This window comes from uncultured Campylobacter sp. (assembly GCF_937980635.1).
GTDB lineage: Bacteria > Campylobacterota > Campylobacteria > Campylobacterales > Campylobacteraceae > Campylobacter_B.
Genome location: NZ_CALJPG010000021.1, coordinates 158,916 through 181,488 on the forward strand (window position 1 = coordinate 158,916; position 22,573 = coordinate 181,488).

Annotated in this window: 19 protein-coding genes; 9 read left to right on the plus strand and 10 right to left on the minus strand. The window is 48.5% G+C overall.

Going from position 1 to position 22,573, the window contains the following annotated elements; genetic code table 11:
- Positions 1-2,604: 2,604 nt before the first annotated feature.
- From Q0460_RS05565 to Q0460_RS05590, 6 genes are all read right to left on the minus strand, one after another.
- Entirely contained in the window at positions 2,605-3,864 is a 1,260-nt protein-coding gene (locus tag Q0460_RS05565) for a pitrilysin family protein (protein ID WP_299085733.1), read from the minus strand.
- 704 nt (positions 3,865-4,568) lie between these two features.
- Positions 4,569-5,618, minus strand: a complete 1,050-nt coding sequence (locus tag Q0460_RS05570; RefSeq protein ID WP_299085735.1) for a dehypoxanthine futalosine cyclase — start codon at positions 5,616-5,618, stop codon at positions 4,569-4,571.
- A gap of 2 nt (positions 5,619-5,620) precedes the next feature.
- Positions 5,621-5,995, minus strand: coding sequence for a 2-isopropylmalate synthase (locus Q0460_RS05575; protein WP_299085737.1), 375 nt, complete (start codon positions 5,993-5,995; stop codon positions 5,621-5,623).
- Positions 5,988-6,338 (minus strand): nucleotidyltransferase family protein, encoded by a 351-nt coding sequence (locus Q0460_RS05580; protein ID WP_299085739.1) that lies wholly within the window; start codon positions 6,336-6,338, stop codon positions 5,988-5,990. Before Q0460_RS05580 ends, Q0460_RS05575 begins: the two co-directional genes overlap by 8 nt.
- Before the next feature lies 1 nt (position 6,339).
- Complete coding sequence (locus tag Q0460_RS05585; RefSeq protein ID WP_299085741.1) at positions 6,340-6,912, minus strand: NfeD family protein; 573 nt, start codon at positions 6,910-6,912, stop codon at positions 6,340-6,342.
- On the minus strand, positions 6,909-7,829 hold the full coding sequence (locus Q0460_RS05590) for a stomatin-like protein (protein ID WP_299085744.1): 921 nt from the start codon (positions 7,827-7,829) through the stop codon (positions 6,909-6,911). Before Q0460_RS05590 ends, Q0460_RS05585 begins: the two co-directional genes overlap by 4 nt.
- A 118-nt stretch (positions 7,830-7,947) precedes the next feature.
- Here Q0460_RS05590 and Q0460_RS05595 point away from each other — a divergent pair, with 118 nt between their 5' ends.
- Positions 7,948-9,138, plus strand: a complete 1,191-nt coding sequence (locus Q0460_RS05595; RefSeq protein ID WP_299085746.1) for an MFS transporter — start codon at positions 7,948-7,950, stop codon at positions 9,136-9,138.
- Between the two features lie 10 nt (positions 9,139-9,148).
- Here Q0460_RS05595 and Q0460_RS05600 read toward each other — a convergent pair whose 3' ends face one another.
- From Q0460_RS05600 to murJ, 4 genes are all read right to left on the minus strand, one after another.
- A complete protein-coding gene (locus tag Q0460_RS05600; RefSeq protein ID WP_295152293.1) occupies positions 9,149-10,300 on the minus strand; it encodes an MFS transporter in 1,152 nt (383 codons plus the stop codon).
- A 525-nt stretch (positions 10,301-10,825) separates the two neighbouring features.
- Positions 10,826-12,547 carry an ABC transporter ATP-binding protein gene (locus Q0460_RS05605; protein ID WP_299085748.1) on the minus strand — a complete coding sequence of 574 codons (1,722 nt, stop codon included), beginning with the start codon at positions 12,545-12,547 and terminating at the stop codon, positions 10,826-10,828.
- A 1,077-nt stretch (positions 12,548-13,624) separates the two neighbouring features.
- The gene (cysS, locus tag Q0460_RS05610; RefSeq protein ID WP_299085751.1) at positions 13,625-15,055 is read right to left on the minus strand and encodes a cysteine--tRNA ligase; all 1,431 of its coding nucleotides are present in this window, start codon (positions 15,053-15,055) and stop codon (positions 13,625-13,627) included.
- The gene (gene murJ / locus Q0460_RS05615; RefSeq protein ID WP_299085753.1) at positions 15,042-16,439 is read right to left on the minus strand and encodes a murein biosynthesis integral membrane protein MurJ; all 1,398 of its coding nucleotides are present in this window, start codon (positions 16,437-16,439) and stop codon (positions 15,042-15,044) included. The genes cysS and murJ overlap by 14 nt, the downstream gene beginning before the upstream one ends.
- Before the next feature lie 80 nt (positions 16,440-16,519).
- Between murJ and Q0460_RS05620 the strand changes: the two genes are divergently transcribed.
- From Q0460_RS05620 to Q0460_RS05655, 8 genes are all read left to right on the plus strand, one after another.
- Positions 16,520-17,623 (plus strand): ABC transporter permease, encoded by a 1,104-nt coding sequence (locus tag Q0460_RS05620; RefSeq protein ID WP_299085755.1) that lies wholly within the window; start codon positions 16,520-16,522, stop codon positions 17,621-17,623.
- The gene (locus Q0460_RS05625; RefSeq protein WP_299085757.1) at positions 17,620-18,390 is read left to right on the plus strand and encodes an ABC transporter ATP-binding protein; all 771 of its coding nucleotides are present in this window, start codon (positions 17,620-17,622) and stop codon (positions 18,388-18,390) included. The genes Q0460_RS05620 and Q0460_RS05625 overlap by 4 nt, the downstream gene beginning before the upstream one ends.
- 484 nt (positions 18,391-18,874) lie before the next feature.
- Positions 18,875-19,804 carry an MlaD family protein gene (locus tag Q0460_RS05630; RefSeq protein ID WP_299085759.1) on the plus strand — a complete coding sequence of 310 codons (930 nt, stop codon included), beginning with the start codon at positions 18,875-18,877 and terminating at the stop codon, positions 19,802-19,804.
- A gap of 2 nt (positions 19,805-19,806) precedes the next feature.
- Entirely contained in the window at positions 19,807-20,370 is a 564-nt protein-coding gene (locus tag Q0460_RS05635) for a hypothetical protein (protein WP_005870378.1), read from the plus strand.
- Positions 20,367-20,921 carry a Holliday junction branch migration protein RuvA gene (gene ruvA / locus Q0460_RS05640; protein ID WP_299085761.1) on the plus strand — a complete coding sequence of 185 codons (555 nt, stop codon included), beginning with the start codon at positions 20,367-20,369 and terminating at the stop codon, positions 20,919-20,921. The genes Q0460_RS05635 and ruvA overlap by 4 nt, the downstream gene beginning before the upstream one ends.
- Positions 20,922-20,944: 23 nt before the next feature.
- The gene (locus Q0460_RS05645) at positions 20,945-21,976 is read left to right on the plus strand and encodes a D-alanine--D-alanine ligase (protein WP_297881318.1); all 1,032 of its coding nucleotides are present in this window, start codon (positions 20,945-20,947) and stop codon (positions 21,974-21,976) included.
- 60 nt (positions 21,977-22,036) lie between these two features.
- Positions 22,037-22,255, plus strand: a complete 219-nt coding sequence (locus Q0460_RS05650; RefSeq protein WP_177389042.1) for a type II toxin-antitoxin system Phd/YefM family antitoxin — start codon at positions 22,037-22,039, stop codon at positions 22,253-22,255.
- Positions 22,245-22,573, plus strand: a 329-nt coding sequence (locus tag Q0460_RS05655; RefSeq protein WP_299085763.1) for an alpha/beta fold hydrolase, incomplete at its 3' end; no start/stop codon positions are given. The genes Q0460_RS05650 and Q0460_RS05655, both read left to right, overlap by 11 nt.

A 22,573-nucleotide genomic window follows, 5' to 3' on the forward strand; every position in this document is an offset into this window, starting at 1 on the left:
GCGCGTCTTGAACAGCCTCGGCATCGCTTGCATTTTGAGCGATCGTGGGCTTTGCGGTTGCGGTCTGCGCAGCTATTACCGTCTGAAAATTTTCGGTTTGATTGCATACAGGCTGCACGCTCGTAGCTTGCGCGCTCAAAGTTTGGGTAGTCGCGGCTTGCGCGCTCACTACTCGGCTTGAAGTTTGGATTGCCGTAGGTTTTCCACTTACCTCTTGAGTTTGGGGGGTTACGGGTTGCAAATCTGCGATTCGAACGTCTGAAGTTTGAATCGCTGCGGGTTGCCTACCTACGTCTTGAGTTTGGGTGGTCGCGGATTGCGTATCTACGTCTTGGGTGCTTGAATTTTGTTGGGCGGCTATGGACTGCTCAGTCACGATATGCTCTAGCATGGGTTGTGCGGTCATAGCTTGAGCGTCTGCTGACCGTGCCGCTGTTTGGGTGATGGATGCTAGGTCGTTTGAAATTTTATCGCCGCTCGCCACAGCGTCATTATTGTCTTTAAGATGGTCTGAAATTTCATCTTCGCGCGCTTCGGCGCCGTATGCGGCAAGAAAATCAGTGCCGCTTTGAACGCTAAAATTTTCGTCGTTATAAATCTCTGCATCGTGCGCTTGGCGCCCTTCGACATCTAAAATTTTATCGCTCGCAATCTCGCCGTCACGAAGGCTTGGGAGGAGCGAGGTCTCCGCAACCTTTGGAATTTCGCCGCTTAAAATTTCATTCGCTGTGTCGCGCTTTGTCTCGCAGGCAAGAACTCCGCCATTTTGCGGATGGACTGAAACTTTGCCCCTAAAAATTTCATCATTTTGCGATCCGTCCTTTAAAATTTCGGCGGCGAAGCTTTGCGAGCCTGGAATTTCGCCGTTATCTGAAATTCCGTCGCCATTTAAAATTTTGTCGCTGTTTGAAATTTCGCCATTTAAAATTTCACTGCCGCTCGGAATTATGCCGCTGTTTGAAATGTCGTCGCGCTCGCCGAAATTTTCCGCGCCGTCCCCCTTGAGCTGCCTATTTAGCGCGGCTAGCATTCGTACGCTGCGCGGCGAGCTCTCGTGTAGCGCAAGCAATACCGCCGCCTCGTCCGCGCGCAGTCCGCAGGCTAAAAGCGCATCCGCGCTTAGATATTTTTTGATCAGCTTTTGCGCTGCCGCGTCGCTCAGTGCGGCTTTATATTTGGGTGCGATCTTGCCTGGCTCGCTTACGATTTTTGGGTTTACGAACTGCCACGAGCCGAAGCTTTCGTCGCATTTGCCGTGGATGAAAAATTTTTTGCCGCGCTTAAAGGCGCCGAAGTGCCAGTTTTTGGCGTTGAAGATCACGATTTTGATCTCGCGTTCCCAGCTGAGGCAGTGCGCCGTGACGATGAGCATCGAGCCGCGCCTGTGTTGGAAGAGGCACTCGACCTCCGCCGTGCTCTCGCCCGCGCACGGCGCATCCCCCACGCTCAGATCGTCGAAGCTTTTGGGCAGAAGCAGCGCCAGATCCAAAAGCGTCGTGATGCCTGCCTTTTGCAGTGCCGCCGCGTCTTTTGCTTCAAAAATCAATTTTCATCCTTTAATTTTATAGGCATTAAGCCATTGCGCTACGAAATTTTATGCGCCGAAGCGAAATCGCCCACCTAAATTTGATCGAAATTTTACGCGCCGCATCGAACAATTGCTTAAATTTGGCCGAAATTTCGCTATTGCGGCAAATTTACTCGTCGGCTTCGCCTGCAAATTTTACTCGCCCTGCGCGTTGTTTTGTTTGGCAGCCGTACCTTTGCGGCGCGCACCGGGTTTTAAAACAGAGCGCGAGCACTTGAAATTTCACGGTGCGATTTGCGAACATGGACTTGGCGCCGCTCGTGAAAGCCCAAGTCGCGACTTTAAATTTCGCCGTGCGGTTCGCGGACATGAGCAGTATCCTAACGCGGCTTTTAAATTTCACGGCGCAGTTTGAAATCTAAGGCTTCGGCACGAGCTTTAATCGAGCGCGCGTTTTGAATTTCACGGCGCGGCTTACAAACGACGTGCGAAATCGAGCTTTATATTTTGCGCGCTAAAATTTTACCGAGCCGCGCACGGTGCCTTTAAAATTTCCCGCCGCCAGAAGCTATCCGAATTCTACACGCCGCGTAAGTTCTCCTCGCCGCAAGCCATGTCTTGCGCTGCCAAGCCGCACGTCGCGCTTCTTGCTAACGATTGCGCTTCGCGAGTGCAGTTTTAAAATTTAATCGGGCGGCTTGCAAGCTGAAAGAGCTCATCCAAACCGCCGGTACGGCGCAAAACGGCAGCGATCTGCTTGCGAGCAAATAGCGATTTGTCCGCCGCGCGCAAATTTTAAAATCTGCTCGCATAGAGGCCGTATGCCTGGGTTACGACACGAAGATCGCGCATAAATTTTGCTCCACGTCGGCGCGCCCGCAAATTTTCTTTGAATTTGCCGCGCCGTACGAAGCACGCAGACTTGACCGCGATTTTAAATTTAAACGCAAGCCGTCCGCAAACGGAGCGAAAAAGTAAAATTTAGCACCATTCGCGCCTTAATATCGTTCGCGCCGCTTTATAAATTTAGAATTTGCTCAAATTTTACGCCGATCGCGGATACGCGCCGCGACGGGCTAAATTTCAAGCCCCTTTTTCGCGGCGGCCTCGTCGCAAATGACGGAAAAGCTTAAGTTCATGATCTCGTCGTGCGACTTGATGAAATCGTTGAGCGCTCCAAGCTTTAGCGTCTCGATGCGCTTTAAATTTCGCTCGAACTCGCCGAATGCATAGCCCTTGTAATACTCGCTCTGCGCGATCGCCGCGCGCTTAAACATCGTCTCTTTTTGTAGCACGGCGCTTCCGATCAGGAATTTTTTAGCGCTTTTTAGCTCCGCTTCGCTCACGCCCGAGGCGATAAATTTTGCGATCTCCTCTTTTACGAGTGCGGCGGCGTTTTGTAAATTTTCGTTTTTGGTTTGTAGATAGCCCCAAAACTCGCGGTGGCTAAGCTCGAAATCGCCGCGCGCATAGACCGAGTACGCAAGCCCGTGCTTAACGCGGATACGCTCCATCAGCCTGCTGCCGAAACCGCTGCTTCCGAGCACGAAAAGCGCGGTGTTTGCGATGAACTCCTGCTCCTTCGGCAACGCAAAGGGCGCGCCGAAGTAGATGTAGGCTTGCTGCGTCTGCTCCTTTTGGATCTTTATCTTTTTCGCATCGCTCGGCGTGAAAAACGGCAGCTCGCGCTTTTTGCCGCTTGAAAAGAGGCTTAAAATTTCTACGATTTTCGGGTTTTTATCGCTCACGTCGCCGCATAAAACGACGTATAAATTCTCTAAACTCAGCGAGGCGAAAAACTCCCGCACGTCCTTCATCGTGATCCGCTCTATGCTCGCCTCGTCGCCTATGAGCGGCCGCTCGAGCCTCGTGCGCGGATACAGAAGCGCTTTTAGGTTGCACGTCGCGATGTAATCAAACTCGCTTTTTAGCACGGCGATCTCGCCTATGGTTTGCATTTTTAGCTTTTCCAGCACCGAGGGCGTTAGATTGGGCTCTTTAAGCAGCTCTCGCAGCATGTCTAAGCCGAAATCGAAGTGCTCTTTTAGGCAGTTTAGCTGGATGCCGAAGGTCTCAAAATTGCTCGCGGCGCTGATCTCGACCGCGCGGATATCGAGCTTGCGGTGAAATTCGCTCACTCCCAGCGTCTTTGAGCCCTCGCCCAAAACGCCCGCGCAGATGCGCGCAAGGCCCAGGGTCTTCTCGCTCACCGCGCCGCTTGCTTTAAAAATTAACTTGAAGCTCGCCACCGGCAGCGAGTCGTCGAACTGATACAAAAAGTCGATTTTAGCGCTCTTGCCGCCTTTGGTCTTAAGTGAAATCTCTTTTTTTTCCATCGTTTTCCTTTATAAAATTTTTAAATTTCATCGTTCTTGCGAGAGCGGTTTTAAAATTTTGGCGCAGCCAAGCGCATTGCTTTTGAAATTTACGCCGGGCTCGCTTTTAAAATTTCGCTAAAACGAGTTTTCAAAAATTTTGTTCAAAACTCGCTTCTAAAATTTCGCGCTAGAGCAGTTTTGCCCGTCCTGCTTAAAAATTTTAAATTTAATCGCGCCGCATTTTTATAAAATTTCAGCGCCCCAAACGGCACGTCGCCGCGCATTCCAACTATGAGGCGAAATTATCGCAGCGCATTTGCGGTCTAAAACGAAATATCCGCGCCTAAACGGGGTGCATTACCACTGCCAAACATACAGCTCTGCGGCGTATCGAAACCCGCAATATGTTTTCGCCGCAAACGCGGCAAGCGCCTTCACGAGATGCCTCTCATGTGCCGTCTCCGCCGCGTTGATCTTTCGGCGTAGAATTTCGCGTCCGAAAAATTTTAAGGCGAAATTCCGCAGCAAAATGAAATTTTACTGCGCAAATTCCGCTCGTGCCTATAAATTTAACCTCCGTACTGATACCAAAATTTTAAATTCCGTTGCAAAATTCCACGCTCGCGATCGCAAAAATTAGCCATCAGTTTTAAGCCAAATTTGCCGCTAAATTCGCCCCGTAAGCGCATAAATTCCTGCTGCAGATGCGCAAAAGCCCGCACCTAAGCGTACGTCTCCAAAATATTGTAGTTGGTGTTGCGCTTGGCGGGTATTTCGCCTACGTCGCGGATCAGCGCTATCATCTCGTCCTTGCTCATCCGAAAGCTCGCGCCCGCGGCCTTTACGACGTTTTCCTCCATCATCGTGCTTCCAAGATCGTTCGCGCCGAATTTCAGCGCCAACTGCCCGATGTAGCTGCCCTGCGTGACCCAGCTGCTTTGGATGTTTTTGAAATTATCCAAAAATAGCCGCGAGACGGCGAGCAGGCGCAGGTAGCGGTTCGGGCTTTGCTTTTTGATCTCTGGATGCTCGCGCAAAAGGCGGGTGTTTTGCCCCTGGAAGCTCCATAAAATGAACGCTCGAAAGCCGCCCGTGCGGTCTTGCAGCTCGCGGATTTTATCCCAGTGCTCTACGATCTCGCGCGTGCTTTCCAGCGTGCCGAACATCATCGTGGCAGTCGTTTTCATGCCGATGCCGTGCGCCTCCTCGTGAACTCTAAGCCACGTGGCGCTGTCGCTTTTGCGCGGCGCTACTAGCTCTCGCACGCGGTCGCTTAAAATTTCGGCTCCGGCTCCGGGCATCGAGTAGAGCCCCTTGGCTTGCAGCCTGCGAAGCACTTCAAGCGTGCTGATGCCGCTAAGGCGCGCGATATAATCGATCTCGATCGCCGAGAAGCCGTGGATCGTGATACTCGGATAATTTTTGTGGATGAACTCCACCAGATCTTCGTACCATTCGATTTTTAGCTTCGGATGGACGCCGCCTTGAAATAAAATTTGCGTGCCGCCCACGGCGATGAGCTCCTCAATCTTTTCGCTAATCTGCTCAAAGCTCAGCACGTAGGCATCAGCGTCGCTTGCGTGACGGTAAAATGCGCAAAATTTGCAATCCACCATGCAGGCGTTGGTGTAGTTTATGTTTCGATCGATGATGAAGGTCGTTACGCGGCCCGGGTGCAGCTCGCGCTTGCGCGCAAACGCCGCGCGCCCAAGCTCGTTTAGATCGGCGTGCTCTATTAAATTTATAGCTTCGTCTATACTTAGTCTTTTCAAATTTATCCTTCCGATTTGCCTTTGCGATACGGCTTTAGTGCGTCAATAATTTTTTGATTTAGCGTCGGTAGATAGTCCTTGATGGCTATCTCTATCAGCTCAAAATTTAGCCGTTCGTATTCGTGCGAAGCGATATTTCTGATGGCGTTGATAGCTCTTGTTTCATCTTTACTAAAGATCGCCAAAGCCTGCAAATCGTTGCTTTCTTGTAGCCCCTTTAGCAGGGCGTGGATATTGATGAACTGCATCATTATCGCAGGCTGCAAAACGTCCTCGTCTGCAAGCGCCTGCGCTACGCCGCCCTCGCATTTATTTAGGATGGATGAAATTTTATCAGATATCTTTTTTAACCGCTCTACGCTTGATTTTTCAAACATAAATCGCTCCTTGCAAAAGCTTCATTTTTTCTTCGCGACTTAAAGAGGTAGTATCGCACAGATCGACATTTGCATTAAATTTACTGGATAGCTTTTTTTTAAAATCGTCTAAAAAAACCAGCGCCGAAAAAGGGCTTCCTAGATTTTTTACCATTTTTGCTCCGTCGGTTTCGATCGCGATGTCGATGTCTGAAAACGCGTCGGCGCTGCCCTTAGCGTAGCTGCCGAAAAGCCCTAGCTCGGTAACGCCAACCGCAAAAAGCCTCTTTTTCTGCGACGATAAAAATTTTAAAATTTCATCTTTGCTGTTGATCGTTTTTTTCGGTGCGGTTTTAGCGCTCACTCTACGCCTCTTTCGGGTCTACGGGCGCTTCTTCTTTAGCGCCAGAGCTTTGCGCGTCTTTGCTAGCGGCGGCGTTAGAGCTTTTATCGTCGGCGCTCGTACTGTCCGCGCCGCCTAAATTTGCGTCGCCGTTATTTAAATTTACGCCGTCTGCGCTGCTGGAATTTCGACTGCTATCTTTTTTAAGCACGATCTGGCCGTTTTTTACGCCTAAAATTTCGACGCGGTCGCCCTCGTTAAGATTTGAAATTTCATCGCTTTTCCAAAACGTGCCTTTGAAATAGACCATGCCGTTTTTGACGGTGCCGGTGCCGCTTTCGTCTAAAAAATTATCCTTATGCTTCTCTTCTGGTTTGAAAAAGCGTGATTTTAGCGGCTTTTTAAATGTGATCAGAAGCACGAAAGAGAGCACGAACGAAAGTAGAATTTGCACGTCCCAATCAAGATGAAAGCCGAAGCTCAAAAGCCCCGTGATAAAAAATCCGGCGCTAAAAAATATAAAGGTAAAATCCATCACCAAAAGCTCGACGATCGCCAAAATCACGCCGATTATGATAAAAATCAGCGCGTTCATTTGAGCTCCTTCGCGCCGTTTTTGCCGAGGAATTCTTTAAGCACGCTAAGAGAGCCTAGAAGCTCGCTCGTTTCGTAAGGGATCAAAATTTTATCCTTGCTCGGGTTTTTGGACAGCTCGCTGAAAGCGTTTACGCGACCCTGCGCGAGCAGGTATTCCGCCGCGAAGCTGGAAGCGCTCATCGCTAAATTTATATTGTCCATCGCGTCTTTTTGACCTTGCGCAAGCGCGATCTGCTCATATTTTTTCGCATCCGCCATACGCTCGATCGCCTCGGCTTCAAGCACCTTCTCCTGCTTTAGCGCTTCGGCGTTTCGGATGAGGGCCGCTTTTTCAGCCTCGGCTTTAAGCTCGATCGCGCGCTTTTCGCGCTCGGCCTTCATCTGCATATTCATCGCCTCTTCGATGCCGTGCGGTACCGAAATTTCAGAAATCTCCACGCGCATGATCTTTACGCCCCAGTTATCCGCGGCGTCGCCTAGAGCGATTTGTAGCTTGGAATTTAGCTGATCGCGCGAGCTAAGCGTGTTGTCTAAGCTCATCTCGCCGATCGCGCTACGTAGCGTCGTCATCGCTAAATTTGAAATCGCGCGGCGATAATCCTCGACGTTGTAAAGCGCCATCTTGCCGTCGATGACCTTCAAAAACACGATACCGTCGACGCTTATGTTGACATTATCTTTGGTGATGACCTGCTGCTTGCTGATGTCCACGAGCTGCTCGCGCACGCTCATCTTCGCGCGCACCGCGTCAAAAAACGGCACGATGATGTGAAAGCCGCCGTCGAGCACTTTGTGAAAGCGACCCAGCCGCTCGATGATTAAAATTTCCGATTGCGAGACGATCTTGACCCCCATCTTTAGAATTGCCGCGATGAGGACGCAAAATACTATTACCGTAGTTACGAACCCTTCCATTTTCACTCCTGAATTAAAATTTCGCAATTATAGCATTTTTAGCTTATTTTGGCTTTTAAGGCGCGCCGTGATACAATCGCTTAAAATTTTTTATAATTAATTTACGGGATAAAATTTTATGATCAGATACATAGTGCTGCTTCGCCATTCACGCAACTACCGACTGCTCTTTTCGGCGGGTTTTATATGTATGTTCGGTTTGTGGTTTTCGGTCGTTGGGGTCGCTACGCTGCTGATTGAGCTTGGCGCGCCGGTATGGGCGATTACGGCAGTGGGCGTCGTTTCATTCGTGCCGAACGTTTTTTTAGCGCCCATCAACGGCATCATCGTGGATAAATTTCAACCAAAGCCTCTGATGACGGCGATGTTTATAACCGAGATGATCAGTATTTTCATGCTGATTTTTATCGATAGTTTGGATTATTTGTGGCTGCTGCTTTTGATCGTGGTCGTGCGCAGTGTCGCAGGCACGCTGTTTTTTCAAACCGAATCATCTACGCTGCCGAAATTTCTAAGCCGCCCCTATCTCAAGCTTGCTAACGAGATGACGGGCATTATTTGGACGATCACATATACTTTCGGTATGGCGAGCGCGGGTATTTTTATCCACTATTTCGGCGTGCGAGCGGCATTTATTTTGGATTTTTGTTTATATGTTTTTTCGTTTTTTATCCTACTGCGGCTAAATTTTAAAGACCTCGCGCAAAATACGCGTGAGTCGGTGTTTAAGATGCTAAAGGAGGGCTTTTCTTACCTGCGCTCGCATCCTTTGGTGGTGCATCTCATCGTCCTTCACGCCTTCGTCGCCGTCACCACCTACGATAATCTCATCGCGCTTCTTGCGAAGTATAAATACAAAGAAATTTTAAGCGCCTCGCTAGTCATCGGGCTTATGAATATGTCGCGCTCGGCGGCTGCATTTTTCGGGCAGATATGGCTAAGCAAAATCGTGAATAAACATACGTTTTTTTGGCTATTGCTGGGTCAGTTTACGGGCATCGCGCTGTGGGCGGTGCTGGAGATTAACTACTGGCTTTCGTTTGCGGGCATGATCGCGGCGGGATTTTTCATCACGACGGTGTGGTCGTATTCTTTTACGCAGCTGCAAAGCCACGTCGACAGGGAGTTTTTCGGGCGCGTTATCGCCTACAACGACATGGCGTATTTCATCGTCGCGACGCTCGTGTCGGCTGCGATCGGATTTTTTTTCGAGCTTGGATTTTCGCTTTCGCAAATCACCTTCGGCATGGGCTTTATGTTCGCAATCGCGGCGTTTTATTATAAATTTTTGATCTACGAAAAAATTTAAACCCCGGTCGCTATCTTTTAGGCGCGATCTCGGGGCGAAAGATAGCAAATATAAATAAAAAGCTCATCGCTGCGAAAAACACCCAGATAAAGCCGTTTGCGCCCAAAAATTTCATCATCGCGCCGATGATCAAAGGCGAGCAGAGAGACGCGCTCGAATAGATAAAAAGCATCGCCGCCGAAATTTGCACGCGAGAGGCGCCCTCGCCGGTGATGGAGTCGTTTGCGCGCGCGATGGCGAGCGAATACAAAGGAAAGGCGCCAAATCCTAACATCAACGCAAGTGCGCACGTTAGGATGAAGCTTTTAGCAAAAAATAGCGCCGCGCAGGAAGTAAGACCCACGACGCAAACTATCATTATGGCGCGTTTGCGACCAAACTTATCTGAAATAGTACCGCAGACGAGCTGCGCTAAGAAACCTCCTGCCATCGCCGATCCCATAAATGCACCCACTGAGCCCACTCCAAGCCCTGCGCTTAGCACGAAAACGCTCGCCATCGAAAAAAAGCCGTTAATCAAAATGCCCGCGCAAACCACCGTCGCAAACGCAAGCGGCGGCACGATCGAAATTTGCGGCATCGAAACTCGCATGCGAGCGGGAACTCTGGGAGGGTTGAAGCGGATTAAATTTACCGGCAGTAGTGCTAGGATGATGAAAAATGCGCTTAGCACGAAGACCTTCATCGTTCCGAAATTTAGCGCCAAAATTATAACTCCTATCGCAAACGCGCCGTAAAAAACCGCTTCGTAGATCGCCAGCACGCGGGAGCGGATGGAGTTTGTGATCTTTGAGTTGATCCAGCTTTCGATTATCATCAAAAGCGCGTAGTAGCAAAAGCCCAAAATAAAGCGCAAAATCGCCCAATACACGAGGTTTGAGCCAAGATCGTGCAGCATTGCAGCAATTCCGAAAAGCGCCGTAAAGACCGCGTATGCCCGCACGTACGAGAGCGCGCCGATTATCGAAGGCACGAAAAAGCCGCTAAAGATCGCACCTAAAAAGAAAAACGCCGAAATTAGTCCGATCTCAAGCTCGCTGTGGCCGGATTCTTTTAGCATGATGCCCGCGCTTGCGATGACTAGCGCGTCGCCGATAAACATAAAGAAAATCCCCAGAAATAGGGGGCTTAGCGAGCGTGCTGCGCGCATGGATTCAAACAATGACTTTCCCTTGGAATTAAATTTGGCGTTATTGTAGCCTTTTATTGATTAAAGCTCGGTTTTTATGTAAAAAATATTTGAAAAATTTCGATTCGGATAGGGATTTCAAAAAGATGGGAAAATTTATAAAGGAAAATAAAGCCAAAATTTTATCGCAGATGCCGAAGATCAAGTGCAGGTAGCGCGCCGAAAAGCCCAGCGCGCGATAAAATTTTACCGCAGCGGTTTTAAAACGGCGCGAGCGTTTAAATTTAGAGGCGGCTCGCAACGAAGCGCTGAAATTTTAAGATAAAATTTTAATCCAAAAGTTAAAGCTCCGGCAGCCGTGCCTCGTCGCACCAAAGAGACGAGCTTTATTAAAAAGCCCTGCAGCCAAAGCGGCGAGCTGCTAAATTCCCGCGCGCAGCAAAATTTCAAGGCAAAATTTCAATCTTTGCGGATAAATTTATGCGGCTTGCTTCAAAGATAAAATTTTAAAATTTCGTAGAGCAAAACCGGGCGCAAAAGGCGCAGAATTTTAAAGCTCTAGCTGTTTTGCATTATCCCCTTTAGGCCGCGATACTCCTCGCATTCGCCCGTTAGCTTCGCGTCGGTGCCGATGGCGAGGATGCGTCCGTTTTTCATCACGGCGATATTATCGGCGCGCTCGATCGTGGAGAGGCGGTGGGCGATTACAAAGACGATTTTGCTTTGTTTGATCTTTTCGATGACGTTTGAGATCTCCTTTTCGCTTGCGTTATCCAGCGCCGAAGTCGCCTCGTCGAATATTAAAATTTGCGGATCCTTATACAGCGCGCGCGCGATGGCGATACGCTGGCGCTGCCCGCCGCTAAGATTTGCGCCGAACTCGCTAAGCACGGTGTAAATTCCATCCTTCATCGAGCTTGCGAACTCATAGGCGTTGGCGAGCTTCAGCGCTTCAATGACGCGCTGCTCGTTAAATTCCGCGCCGTAGCTTACGTTTTGCGCGATCGTGTCGTTGAAAATATAGACGCGCTGGCTTACGAGGCCGATATTTTCGCGCAGGCTGGGGATGCTAAACTCGCCGATCTCGTCGTTGCCGTTGAATAAAATTTTACCGCTACTTGCGTCGTAAAAGCGCATCAGAAGGTTCACGACCGAGCTTTTGCCGCCGCCGCTGTTTCCGACGAGCGCTAAAATTTCGCCCTTTTTGACGCCAAAGCTTATATCTTTCAGCGCCGCCTTGTCGCCGTAGTTTAGCGATACGTCGCAAAAGCTCACCGAGCCTATCTCGCCCATCTGCTTTCCGCCTCCGACGATCGTAGGCTCCAAATCTATGAGCTCGAACGTCCGCTCGCTCGCCGCGATGGCGTCTTGCATGTTGTTGTAGAGCGATGAGACCTTTTTTATCGGAGTGTAAACCATAAAAAGTGCCGTAAGGAAGCTGAAAAAGCTGCCGATGCTCATCTGGCCCGCGATGACCTCCTGTCCTCCGACGATGATCACCACGGCGATACCCACGGCGCCTAGCATCTCCATGATCGGGCTTACCAGACACGTCGTTACGACCGCCTTTAAATTTAGACTGAAAAATTTCTTGTTTTCGGCGTTAAATTTCTCCACTTCAAAGCTCTCGGCGTTGCTTGCCTTGACGATTTCGATGTTGGAGTAAATTTGACTGAGCGCCGAGGAGATATCGGAGGTTTTCTCTTGAGATTCGCGTGAAATTTTTTTCATCCGCTTTGCAAGGCGCGAGAGCGGATATATCGCGCACGGAAAGACCACGAGCGCGAAAAACGAAAGCTTTGGGCTCTGATAGATCACGACGCCCAAAAGCCCCAAAATCGTAATGATCTGCGTGAAAAAATCGGGGATCATGTTTGAAACCACGACGCGGATACGCTCTATGTCGTTGATTGTGCGGCTGATGAGCTCACCCGTGCGGAAACGGTTGAAAAAATCCACGTCCAGCCGCACGAGGCTCGCAACGAGCCTGTCGCGGAAGCGGCGCACCGTGTCTTGACCGATGAAAGCGGTGAAGTAGTTTTGCATAAACGCGCCGCCGCTTTTCATCGCAAAAACCACGATGATCGCGATCGGAAGCGTATAGAGATACGGCTCGTTTTTTTCGACGAAAATTTTATTTAAAACGGGCTCGACCAGCTTCGCGCTCGCAGCAGTCGCCACACTCGTCATCACCATACCCAAAATCGCCAATGCAAACTGCGGCTTGTAATCCCTAAAATAGGGCTTAAAGCGCGATAGTAAAGTTTTAAAACCGTTCAAATACAATCCTTTTTTATAAAATTTTTAAAATTTATAATTCTAAAATTTATGAAATTTATGAAATCCCAAAATTCTTGAAATTTCAAAATTTATGCAATTCCAAAATTCCTTAAATTTTAGAATTTCGACCGCGAGGCAGCACAAAATTTATGGGGCGGCGCGGGACTAATTTGCGCTTCGCAAGCTCGCTAAATCAACTCACTCGCATGCGGCGACCGTGCGGACGACGCCGAGATTCAGCTTTTTTATTTGCTGCTTTTAAAGCGTTAAGCGCTTAAAGCAAGCGAGTTTTTATTTATCGCGATCTTTCGCTTTCGCAAGCCATTTTTAAAACGCCGAACGCTTTGAGGCGATATAAAGCGCTACAAAATGCCGTATCGTTATACATCGCGTTTATCGCGGCTTCGCATCGCCGCGCTGCATTGCTCTTTTGCATCACTGCGCTACCGAATAAAAATCGCGGCCTGCCTTGTGGTTTTGCCGTTGCATCAGCCGTATCGCCAAATGAAATTGTGACTTTCGTTGCTGCGCGCACCCGCGTACAATATCGCCGAATAAAATCGCGCCGAAATTTGCGCGTCGCCGCAGCGCATTCCACTGCACCTAGTCGCGTTAAAATTTACGCACAAGACGCGGCAGTGCTGCTTTTTACTGCGCTGCGGCACAACTCTGCATCGCCAATTGCCATAAAAAATCACACTGAAATTTACGCACAAGCAGACACATAGCGTTGCCGCTGTACCGCGCTATATCACGCCGCCGCATCGTCCATTGCCGATAAAACGCGGTAAATACGCGCAGACGAGCCGTAGCGTTACTTCATTTTGCCGCGCTATATCGCGCCGCCGTATCAGCCGCGCCGACGAATGAAAATCGCTATCCACCTCGCGCTTCTGTCGCCGCGTCACGTCACACATCGCTCCTGCACCTTATCAATAAATAAAATCGCGCCGCGGCATAGCAATGCTTCAGATAAAAATCGCACTGAAATTTTCGCGCGGATTAGCATCCTGATTTACGCTTCGCATCGTAAAAATCACAAAATTTAATGTAAAATTTTACGCTAAATTTTACGTTTTATTCTGCTACTACCTCCCAAACGGTGCCACTAGCCGTATCCATCACTTCGATCTTCATATCCGTAAGGCGCGCCCTGATGGCGTCTGCACTCGCAAAGTCCTTTTCAGCCTTCGCCTGCGCGCGCTGTTTGATCAGCTCCTCTATCTGCGCTCTTTGCTTCTCGCTCACGCCAAAGCGAAAGTATTCGGTCTCATCCTCATATAAAATTCCGAGCGTCTGCTTTGCAAACTCCAAATTTGCGGCGATTATAGCCTTTAGCGCCTTATCTTTTGGCGCGCGATCTAGCGCTTCGTTCGCGCTTGCCACGAAGCTATCAAGCACCGCAAGCGCGCCTGAAGTATTGAGATCGTCGCTTAAAAACTCCATCATCTCCGATCTAAATTTAACCTCCGCAGCAGGCAGCTCGGACGCGAAATTTTGCCCTGCAGCGGGAACTAAAACGTCACGGACGCGCTTTTTAAGGCGGTAAATTTTATCTAGCCTCTTTTTACTCGCAAGCAGATCGGCTATCGAATAATTAAAATTTGCCCTATAATGCGAGCTTAAGAGATAAAATCTTAGCGCCTCGCCGGGTGCGATTTTTAGGGCGTCTCCTACAAAAAACGAGTTGCCGAGGCTCTTGCTCATTTTTTCGTTATTTACCTGCACGAAGCCGTTGTGAAGCCAGTATTTGCTTAGCGCTCTATGGCGGGCGCAGCGGCACTGCGCGGCTTCGTTTTCGTGATGTGGGAAGAGCAGATCGGCACCGCCTGCGTGAATGTCGATGCAAAATTTCGGATCGCCGCTATCAAGGTGCGCCAAAATCATCGCGACGCACTCGCTGTGCCAGCCCGGGCGCCCTTTGCCAAATGGGCTATCAAACCAGTTCTCGTCAAATTTCCACAGCACGAAGTCCTTCTCGTCGTGCTTGGCATCGTTTGAGGCGACGCGGGCGATGTTTTTGCCGGCACCCTCTTTTTTACCGCTAAGACTTAGATAATCCCCGTCCTTGCGCGTGTCGAAATAGATGCCGTCGCCTGCGATCTCGTAGGCAAAGCCTTTTTGAAGAAGCGAGGATATGAGCTCGCAGATCGCGGCGATATTTTCGGTTGCCTTGGGCGAAATGCTTGCGTCCGCGACGTTTAGCGCACTCATATCCTGCAAATATCTGCGAGTATAAAATTCTGTGATCTCCTCCAGACTTTTGCCGCTCTGCGCCATCTTTTTTAAAATTTTATCGTCGATGTCGGTAAAATTTCGCGCAAATTTAACCTCATAGCCCTCCGCTTGCAGCACGCGGCGCAGCAGATCGAAGCTCACGGCGCTCTTTGCGTGCCCCAAATGCGCGTCGTCATAGACGGTCGGACCGCAGGCGTAAATGCGCGCCAGCCCCTCGCTAATGGGCTTAAAAGGGAGCTTCTTTTTGCTCAAACTATCATAAATCACCATAATACAAGCCTTTTAAAATGTATAAAATCGCCGCTTCGCCCGCACAAAGCGCCGCGATCGCAATAATTTTTTTTGCGCGGATTATAGCTAAAAAGTTATTAAATCCAAAAAAATAGAGGTTAAAGCCGAGCAGAAACGCCCCCGTTATCGTGCTTGCAAACGCAAGCCCCACGGCTCCGAAGGGTTTAAAAAACAGCGCGCACAAAGCGACGTTTATAAAGACGCACCAGATCGAAATCTTCGCGCTTAGCTTCTGTTTCATATTCGCATACAGCCAGTGCGAAAAAATTCTAGACAGCCCAAACGGCACGAGCCCCACCATATACGCGCCGAGAACCGCGGCGCATTCGATGGAATTTTGACGGGTAAATTCTCCGCGCTCAAACAGCAGCTGCGTGATCTCGTTTCGCAGCATCACGCCGCCTATCGCAGAGAGCCCGAGCAGCGCCAAAAGGAAGTAAAATCCGCGCTCGACAAGCGCCAGAGCCTGCGCGTCGTCGTGAGCTTTTACGAATTTGCTCATGCGCGGAAAGATCGCCGTGCTAAGCGCGATCGCAAAAAGCGCGAGCGGCAGCTGAAATATGCGGTTGGCGTAGTAAAGATAGCTGATACTGCCGCTAGCAAGGAAACTCGCAAAAAAGGTATCTATAAACGAGCTTAGCTGAAGCGCCGACGCACCGAGTACGCCTGCGAAAAAATTTTTATAAAAGCCCTGCGTTTGCGCTTTATCACCCCGTGCAAGCCGCGCAAAGCCGCCAGCCAAGACGCGCAGCATGCCGGTAAACTTCAGCGCATAAACGTGCACCGCAAGCTGTAAAAGCCCGCCCGCTACGACGCCGAAGCTAAGATAGAGCACCGCCGTAGCGCCGTCTTTGCCGCGAGCTAGCAGAAGCGCCGCGATCATCGATAAATTTAAAAGCGCGGTCGAAAACGCCGTCGTAGCGAAGTGGTCGCGATACTGAAGCAGCGAAGCAAAGAGCGTAACGACGAAGATAAACGTAAGGTAGAAAAAATTTATCCGCACGTACGGCACCGCAAGACCGATCTGCTCGGCGCTAAATCCGTATGCCAAAACTTTGGTAAAAACGGGTGCGGCAAGCAGCACGAGCGCCGTTAAAAGCGCGATAAAAATGCTAAATTTAATAAGCACCGCTGCGGCAAAAATTCCTTTTTTACGCGCGGCGGTAAAGCTTGGCAAAAACGCTTGCGTAAAGGCTCCTTCGCCGAAGAGCCTGCGAAAAAGATTAGGCAGTTTAAACGCTACGAAAAACAGATCGCTGTAAATTCCCGCGCCCAAAACCGATGCGGTAAGCAGGTCGCGCACGAAGCCCAAAACTCGCGAAACCAGCGTGCCTGCGCTATTTGTAAAAAAGCCTCTGAGCATAAATCTCCATTAAATTTTATAAAATGCCAAGGTTGATTATATTATAATTTCCCCTATTTTTTGATTTTGGAGAGAAATTTTTGCGGAATTTAGCCTTTTCGCTCGAAAGCTCGGGCGGGAAAAACACCTTATCGCTACGCGGGCAGTGGAACTACAAAAGCTCGCGCTCGCAGCTGCTTGCACTAAAAAAAGCGGTAAAAAATCTAAACGAGCTGGAGCTAAGCTTAAGCGAAATTTCAAATTTAGACTATTTCATGGCGCTGATGATCAAAAACGCCCTTGCCGGCAAGCGAGTTAGCCTTGTGGAGGATAGCAGCAAAGCCGCCAAAATTCTAAGCTTTATGGATGATAAAACGATCGATTTTAGCTACGTACCCGAATCTCGCAGGCTAAATTTTTTAGCGCAGATCGGACTTTATTGCCATCTTGGAATTTTAGGCTTGCTAAGCCTTGCTAGCTTTTTGGGTGAGTTTTTCTCCAAACTCGTGGCTTTTATAATTCATCCGATGAAATTTCGCTTCAAAGAAACCGTAAATTTTATCAAAGATAGCGGCATAGACGCGCTTTTCATCGTCTCATTGACGGCATTTTTGATAGGTATCGTGCTTGCTTACATTGGTTCGGATATGCTTTCTAAATTTGGCGCCAGCATCTATATCATCGATATAATGGGCGCTTTGACGCTTCGCGAGGTAGCGCCTCTAATCGCCGCTATCGTTATCGCGGGTCGCTCGGCTTCTAGCTTTACGGCGCAGATCGGCGTGATGAAGATCACCGAAGAGATCGATGCGATGAGGACGATGGGCTTTGATCCGTTTTATTTTCTTGCGATGCCGCGCATTATCGCGATGGTACTAATCATGCCGCTAGTCATTTTTATCGCAGATTCGGTAAGTATTTTTGCTCAGATGATCGTGTGTGACGCGTATTTAGACATAGCCTTTAGCGATTATTTGGATAGATTTAAGGCTTCTGTAGAGCTCAGGCACTTTTTAGTAGGTGTGATTAAAGCGCCGTTTTTCGGGGCATTCATTGCTATCATCGGCTGCATGCGGGGTTTTGAGGTCAAAGGAAATACCCAAAGCATCGGCGAATACACCACCATTAGCGTCGTAAACGCGATATTTTGGGTTATCGCGATCGACGCGGTATTTGCGGTTTTGTTTTCGGAAATCGGGCTATGAGCGAGCAAGTGCAATCCGGCGAAAGCGCTAAAATTATAGTCGCGCGCGATGTTACTACCGCGTATGGATCGCGCGTTATGCACGATAGCGTGAGTTTTAGCGTTAGAAAGGGCGAAATTTACGGCTTCCTAGGCGGCAGCGGCAGCGGAAAAACGACGCTGATGAAAACGCTCATATTCTTAAAGCGCCCGCAAAGCGGCGAGATTAAAATTTTCGGACGCGATATTTGGGGCGCGAGCGAGGCGGATCAAAATGAGATCCGCCTAAAATGCGGCGTGATGTTTCAGTTCGGCGCACTTTACAGCTCGATGAGCGTGCTCGAAAACGTAGGCGTGCTGCTGCGCGAATACTCTAAATTTAGCGAGCGCGAGATAGATGAGCTATCGATGTTTTGGATCCAGAAGGTGGGGCTTAAGAAGGAGGCTGCCGCGCTTAGGCCAAACGAGCTTAGCGGCGGTATGAAAAAGCGCGTAGCACTGGCTCGCGCGCTCGCTCTCAGCCCTGAAATTTTATTTTTGGACGAGCCAAACTCGGGGCTTGATCCGCTCAGCGCCAGAGCCCTTGATAGGCTTGTTTGCGAGCTTAGAGACAGCCTCGGCGTCACGGTCGTGATGGTGACTCACGATGTGGACAGTATCTTTGACATTTTGGATCGATTTTTGATCGTGGATAATCAAAAAATCGCCTTTGAAGGAAGCATCAAAGAAATTTCAAGCCTAAAGAATAACCCGCTTGAAGAGCTATTTAAGATGCGGCAAAGGGATTGAGCTTTGAAATTTACCGAGCCGAAATACGCATCGCGGTGGGCAAAATTTAGATAGGTGCAAGCTGAAATTTTAAAATAGCGGCGGGAAAATTTTAAATTTTAAACCTAGCGAGGAATTCCGGGCTCCGCAGGGCTTAAATTTTAAAATTTAGACCTTAGCGGCTCAATCGAAATTTTAAAATTTAGGCGGGTCGTATTTAAGGGCGCATTTAGGTGCATTTATTGGATAGCGCATAAATTTTAAAATTTTAACAAGCAAGCGGCGTTAAATTAAACCGGAGCGATAAAATTTTACGCTAAAATACGGCGCGACGATATTTTGAAATTTCAAAATGCACGCTAAGCTTTAAAATTTAAACTCAGATGATTCTGCAAATTTTGCGACTATTTGAGAAAGTGCTAAGTTTTAAAATTTAAGCCCAAACGGCTATTTTTAAGGCATATCGCAGGGCTTAAATTTTACGCTCTGAAATTAGGAGAAAAGATTGGAAAATAGAACTTCATACACGATAGTAGGCGCATTTGTTATGATCTGCGTCGCGGCTCTTACGGCATTTATGTGGTGGATGCTTACTAAGACCGACCGCAGCGAGAGCTACCGCTCCTACTATATCCACACAAAAGAGCTTCCCGTAGGCATTAAGGAGAATTCCGAGGTTAAATTTATCGGCGTAAATGCGGGCATTATTAAAAGTATCGACTTTGCCGATATCGAAAATGCGATTATTGAGATTGAAATTTCGGTAAAAAGCAAGCTACCGATCTCGCAAGATAGCGTCGCTAAGGTAGAATCTCAAGGCATCAGTGGAATCGCGTTTATAAATATCACGAAAGGAAGTGGCAAACTTTTCCCGCCGAATGATAAAAAGCCGATAATTGCGCTGGATAAAACGCTTCTTGATAAAATCGGCTCTAAAGCTGAAGTCATAACCGACAGCGTGAGTGAGATGATCTTTAAGATTAATGGGCTGTTGTCTAAGCAAAATACCGATAAAGTGGATAGAATTCTATCTTCGATGGATAAATTTAGCGCCGAGTTAAGTGATGAGAAAAAATTCCAAAGCTTAGACGCGCTGCTTGCTAACGTAAATACTCTCATAGCAAATTTAAACGAGCGCGAGAAAGAACTAGACGCGCTGCTAGACAATCTAAACGCCTTTGCCGTGAGTGCTGCCAATCTATCGAATTCACTGGATAAAACCGCAGGCATCATCACTAAGCGTATCGATCGCGGCGAGTACAATCTAAAAGCGATCTTGGATCCTACGCTTGAGGAGGCAAAAAGCACTCTTGGCGAGCTAAAAAAATCGCTTAGAGAATTCCAAGGCGCGATGTTTAGGCTAGAGGACAATCCTTACGATTTCTTTTTTAAAGACACTTCTAAAGGCGCGGATCGCGACGATAAAAAGGAATAAAGATGAAAAATTTTATAAAGTTTACGCTTGCTGCGACGCTAGCAGCGATATTTTTAGGCGGCTGCTTAGCCAAGCAGGCTAAGCCATACACCTACTACGAGCTGCGTTATGATCAAAAGCGCTGCGTAAATCCTAGCGGTGCGCGCAAAAATATCTTTATCGACACCATCACGGCGACCGATCTCGTCGATAGGCGGGATATTTTAATAGTGGATTTTAGAAACCGAACGCGGTTCGCAAGCGACGCCAAATTTATCACGATGCCTAGCGAGATGGTATATAAGGCGCTGCTTGATGCGGCATTTTCCACCTGCTCGCTAAATCCGATCTTTGTGCCAAAAGAGCGGGATTTGCGCTTAAAAACCAGTATAGTAGCGCTTCAGATCAATAACGATCAGGCAACCGTCACGATGGGATATGAAATTTTAAATTCTTTAGAAAGCATAAAATCAGGCATCGTCACTAAGCGCGTTTTCGTGCCTGATCCCAGCTCGCAAAGCATTTATAATGCTCTAAATTTAGCGCTTAATGAGAGCATAAACGAAATTTTAAAGGCTCTTAGATGATAGCGGCGATCGAAGGAATTATCACGCGTAAGGAGCCCACTGCTTGCGTCATTAAATGCGCTAGCGGCGTGAGCTACGCTCTTTCATTGTCATTAAATACCTCCGCGAAGCTCACGCAGGGCAAGCTGACCGAGCTTGCGTGCGTACAAATTCTGCGCGAGGATGCCGATTTGCTGTACGGGTTTTTAGACGAGAGTGAAAAAAAGATGTTTGAAACCCTAATCAAACTTAGTGGCGTAGGTGCAAGCACGGCAATGGCGGTTTGTTCGACGCTCGCTCCGCAGGATTTCGCGCGTTGCGTAGCTACGGGGAATGCTGCGACGCTAACTTCAGTTCCGGGCATCGGCCCAAAGACCGCTAGACGGATCATTGCCGAACTAGGCGATGCGAAGCTAATGGAATTCGGTCCTAGCGAGACTTATAAAAACGAAGCGGCGTCCGCGCTACAAAGCCTTGGATTTAAGCGCGATAAGATCAATCAAATTTTAGCGGGATGCAGCAGCACGAATACGTCAGATCTTGTTAAAGAGGCGTTAAAAAAATTAGCGTAGAAAATAAAATTTGAAGGAAAGCAATGAAATTTGGCATAGTTTTTGGAGCTCAAAGCTACGAGCACGAAGTAAGTATCATCTCGGCAATTGCCGTTAAAAATGCCCTAAAAGGCTGGGACTTGGAGTTTGTATTTTGCGATAAAAATCGCAAATTTTACCGCATCGAGGATAAAAATATGCGCGCGGCATATTTTAAGCAGGGTGGCTATGCTAAAGCAAAAGAGCTTAGCATCGGCGCGGGCGGATTTTTTGAGAGTGGAATGTTTAGCAAAAGCATGCTAGAAGTCGGCACATATATCAATCTAATCCACGGCTGCGATGGCGAGGATGGCAAAATGGCAGCGCTATTTGAGTTTTTTGGCATCCCTTATATCGGACCTCGCATCGAAGCTAGCGTTCTAAGTTATAATAAAATTTTAACCAAGCACCTAGCTGCAATCGCAAATGTAAAAACCCTGCCGTATGAGATCGTAAATCGTACTAGTCTGCCTAATTTTAATTTTCCGATCATCGTTAAGCCCGCTCATTTGGGCTCTAGCATCGGAATTTCTATAGCCAAGAACGAAAGCGAGTTTAGCTATGCGCTGGATCAGGCTTTTGAGCTGGACGACAGCGCGATCGTAGAGCCGTACTGGGAAAACGTAAAGGAATTCAATCTCGCAGGCGCTAAAATAGACGGCAAAATCGTATTTTCAAACATCGAAGAGCCGAAAAAAGAGGGCTATTTAAATTTCGATCGTAAATATTTGGATTTTTCGCGTAGTGGCGCGATCGAGCCCGCTCGTCCTGGCGCTTTGCTAGAGGGCAAGATGAAAGATGCCTTTACGCGGCTTTATAACGCAGGATCATTCGATGGCGCGCTCATTCGCTGCGATTTTTTTGAAAAAGAGGGCGAAATTTATCTAAACGAGATAAATCCAAATCCTGGTAGCCTCGCAAACTACCTATTTGATGATTTCTCCGAGGTCTTAGCAGCTCTTGCTTCGTCGCTGCCGCCGATGAGACAGATCCCTGTAAGCTACGAGCTGATCACCAAAATCACCGCTAATAAGTAGCCAATCGTTTAAAATTTTACGCTAAATTTTGCGTAAAATTTTACTCTAAAAGGTCGAGTTATGATAAATCAAGACGAAATTTACACCGCTACCGAGATCGTGCGCAACTTCAGCACCGTTTTAAACAAGATCAAAAACCAAGAGATCAAAAAAGCCCTGATCGTCAAAAACAACAAATTCGAAGCCGTGATGATCAGTATGAGCGAGTTTGAGCGGCTCGAAAAGGCAGTCGAGCTGCTCAAAGCCGTTTACGCTAAAAGGAGCGGCGGTGGCGAGTAAGGAGCTCGTCTGCGGAGGCGAGAGCTACAAAATCAGCTACGAAATTTCAAACCTACAGCGCGAGCAATATATTTTGGTACTGCACGGTTGGGGCGCAAACAAGGCGCTTATGTCTAGGGTTTTTGCGGACAAATTCCGCCGTTACGCGATAGTGTGCGTCGATCTGCCGGGATTTGGCGCCAGCTCGCAGCCCGCGCGCGCCCTTGGCAGCGAGGGTTACGCGGAGATTATGCGCGCCTTTATCGCAGCTTTCGGCAAGCAACCCGCAGCAATAATGGGGCATAGTTTCGGCGGCAAGATCGCTGCATTGCTGGCTCC

What these genes read in the sequence shown, in the direction of transcription:
- Q0460_RS05575 (WP_299085737.1), bottom strand. Translation starts at nt 5,995, where the DNA reads ATGTTTGAAAAATCAAGCGTAGAGCGGTTAAAAAAGATATCTGATAAA.
- Q0460_RS05585 (WP_299085741.1), bottom strand. Translation starts at nt 6,912, where the DNA reads ATGAACGCGCTGATTTTTATCATAATCGGCGTGATTTTGGCGATCGTC.
- ruvA (WP_299085761.1), top strand. Translation starts at nt 20,367, where the DNA reads ATGATAGCGGCGATCGAAGGAATTATCACGCGTAAGGAGCCCACTGCT.
- cysS (WP_299085751.1), bottom strand. Translation starts at nt 15,055, where the DNA reads ATGGTGATTTATGATAGTTTGAGCAAAAAGAAGCTCCCTTTTAAGCCC.
- murJ (WP_299085753.1), bottom strand. Translation starts at nt 16,439, where the DNA reads ATGCTCAGAGGCTTTTTTACAAATAGCGCAGGCACGCTGGTTTCGCGA.
- Q0460_RS05635 (WP_005870378.1), top strand. Translation starts at nt 19,807, where the DNA reads ATGAAAAATTTTATAAAGTTTACGCTTGCTGCGACGCTAGCAGCGATA.
- Q0460_RS05595 (WP_299085746.1), top strand. Translation starts at nt 7,948, where the DNA reads ATGATCAGATACATAGTGCTGCTTCGCCATTCACGCAACTACCGACTG.
- Q0460_RS05590 (WP_299085744.1), bottom strand. Translation starts at nt 7,829, where the DNA reads ATGGAAGGGTTCGTAACTACGGTAATAGTATTTTGCGTCCTCATCGCG.
- Q0460_RS05565 (WP_299085733.1), bottom strand. Translation starts at nt 3,864, where the DNA reads ATGGAAAAAAAAGAGATTTCACTTAAGACCAAAGGCGGCAAGAGCGCT.
- Q0460_RS05650 (WP_177389042.1), top strand. Translation starts at nt 22,037, where the DNA reads ATGATAAATCAAGACGAAATTTACACCGCTACCGAGATCGTGCGCAAC.
- Q0460_RS05625 (WP_299085757.1), top strand. Translation starts at nt 17,620, where the DNA reads ATGAGCGAGCAAGTGCAATCCGGCGAAAGCGCTAAAATTATAGTCGCG.
- Q0460_RS05645 (WP_297881318.1), top strand. Translation starts at nt 20,945, where the DNA reads ATGAAATTTGGCATAGTTTTTGGAGCTCAAAGCTACGAGCACGAAGTA.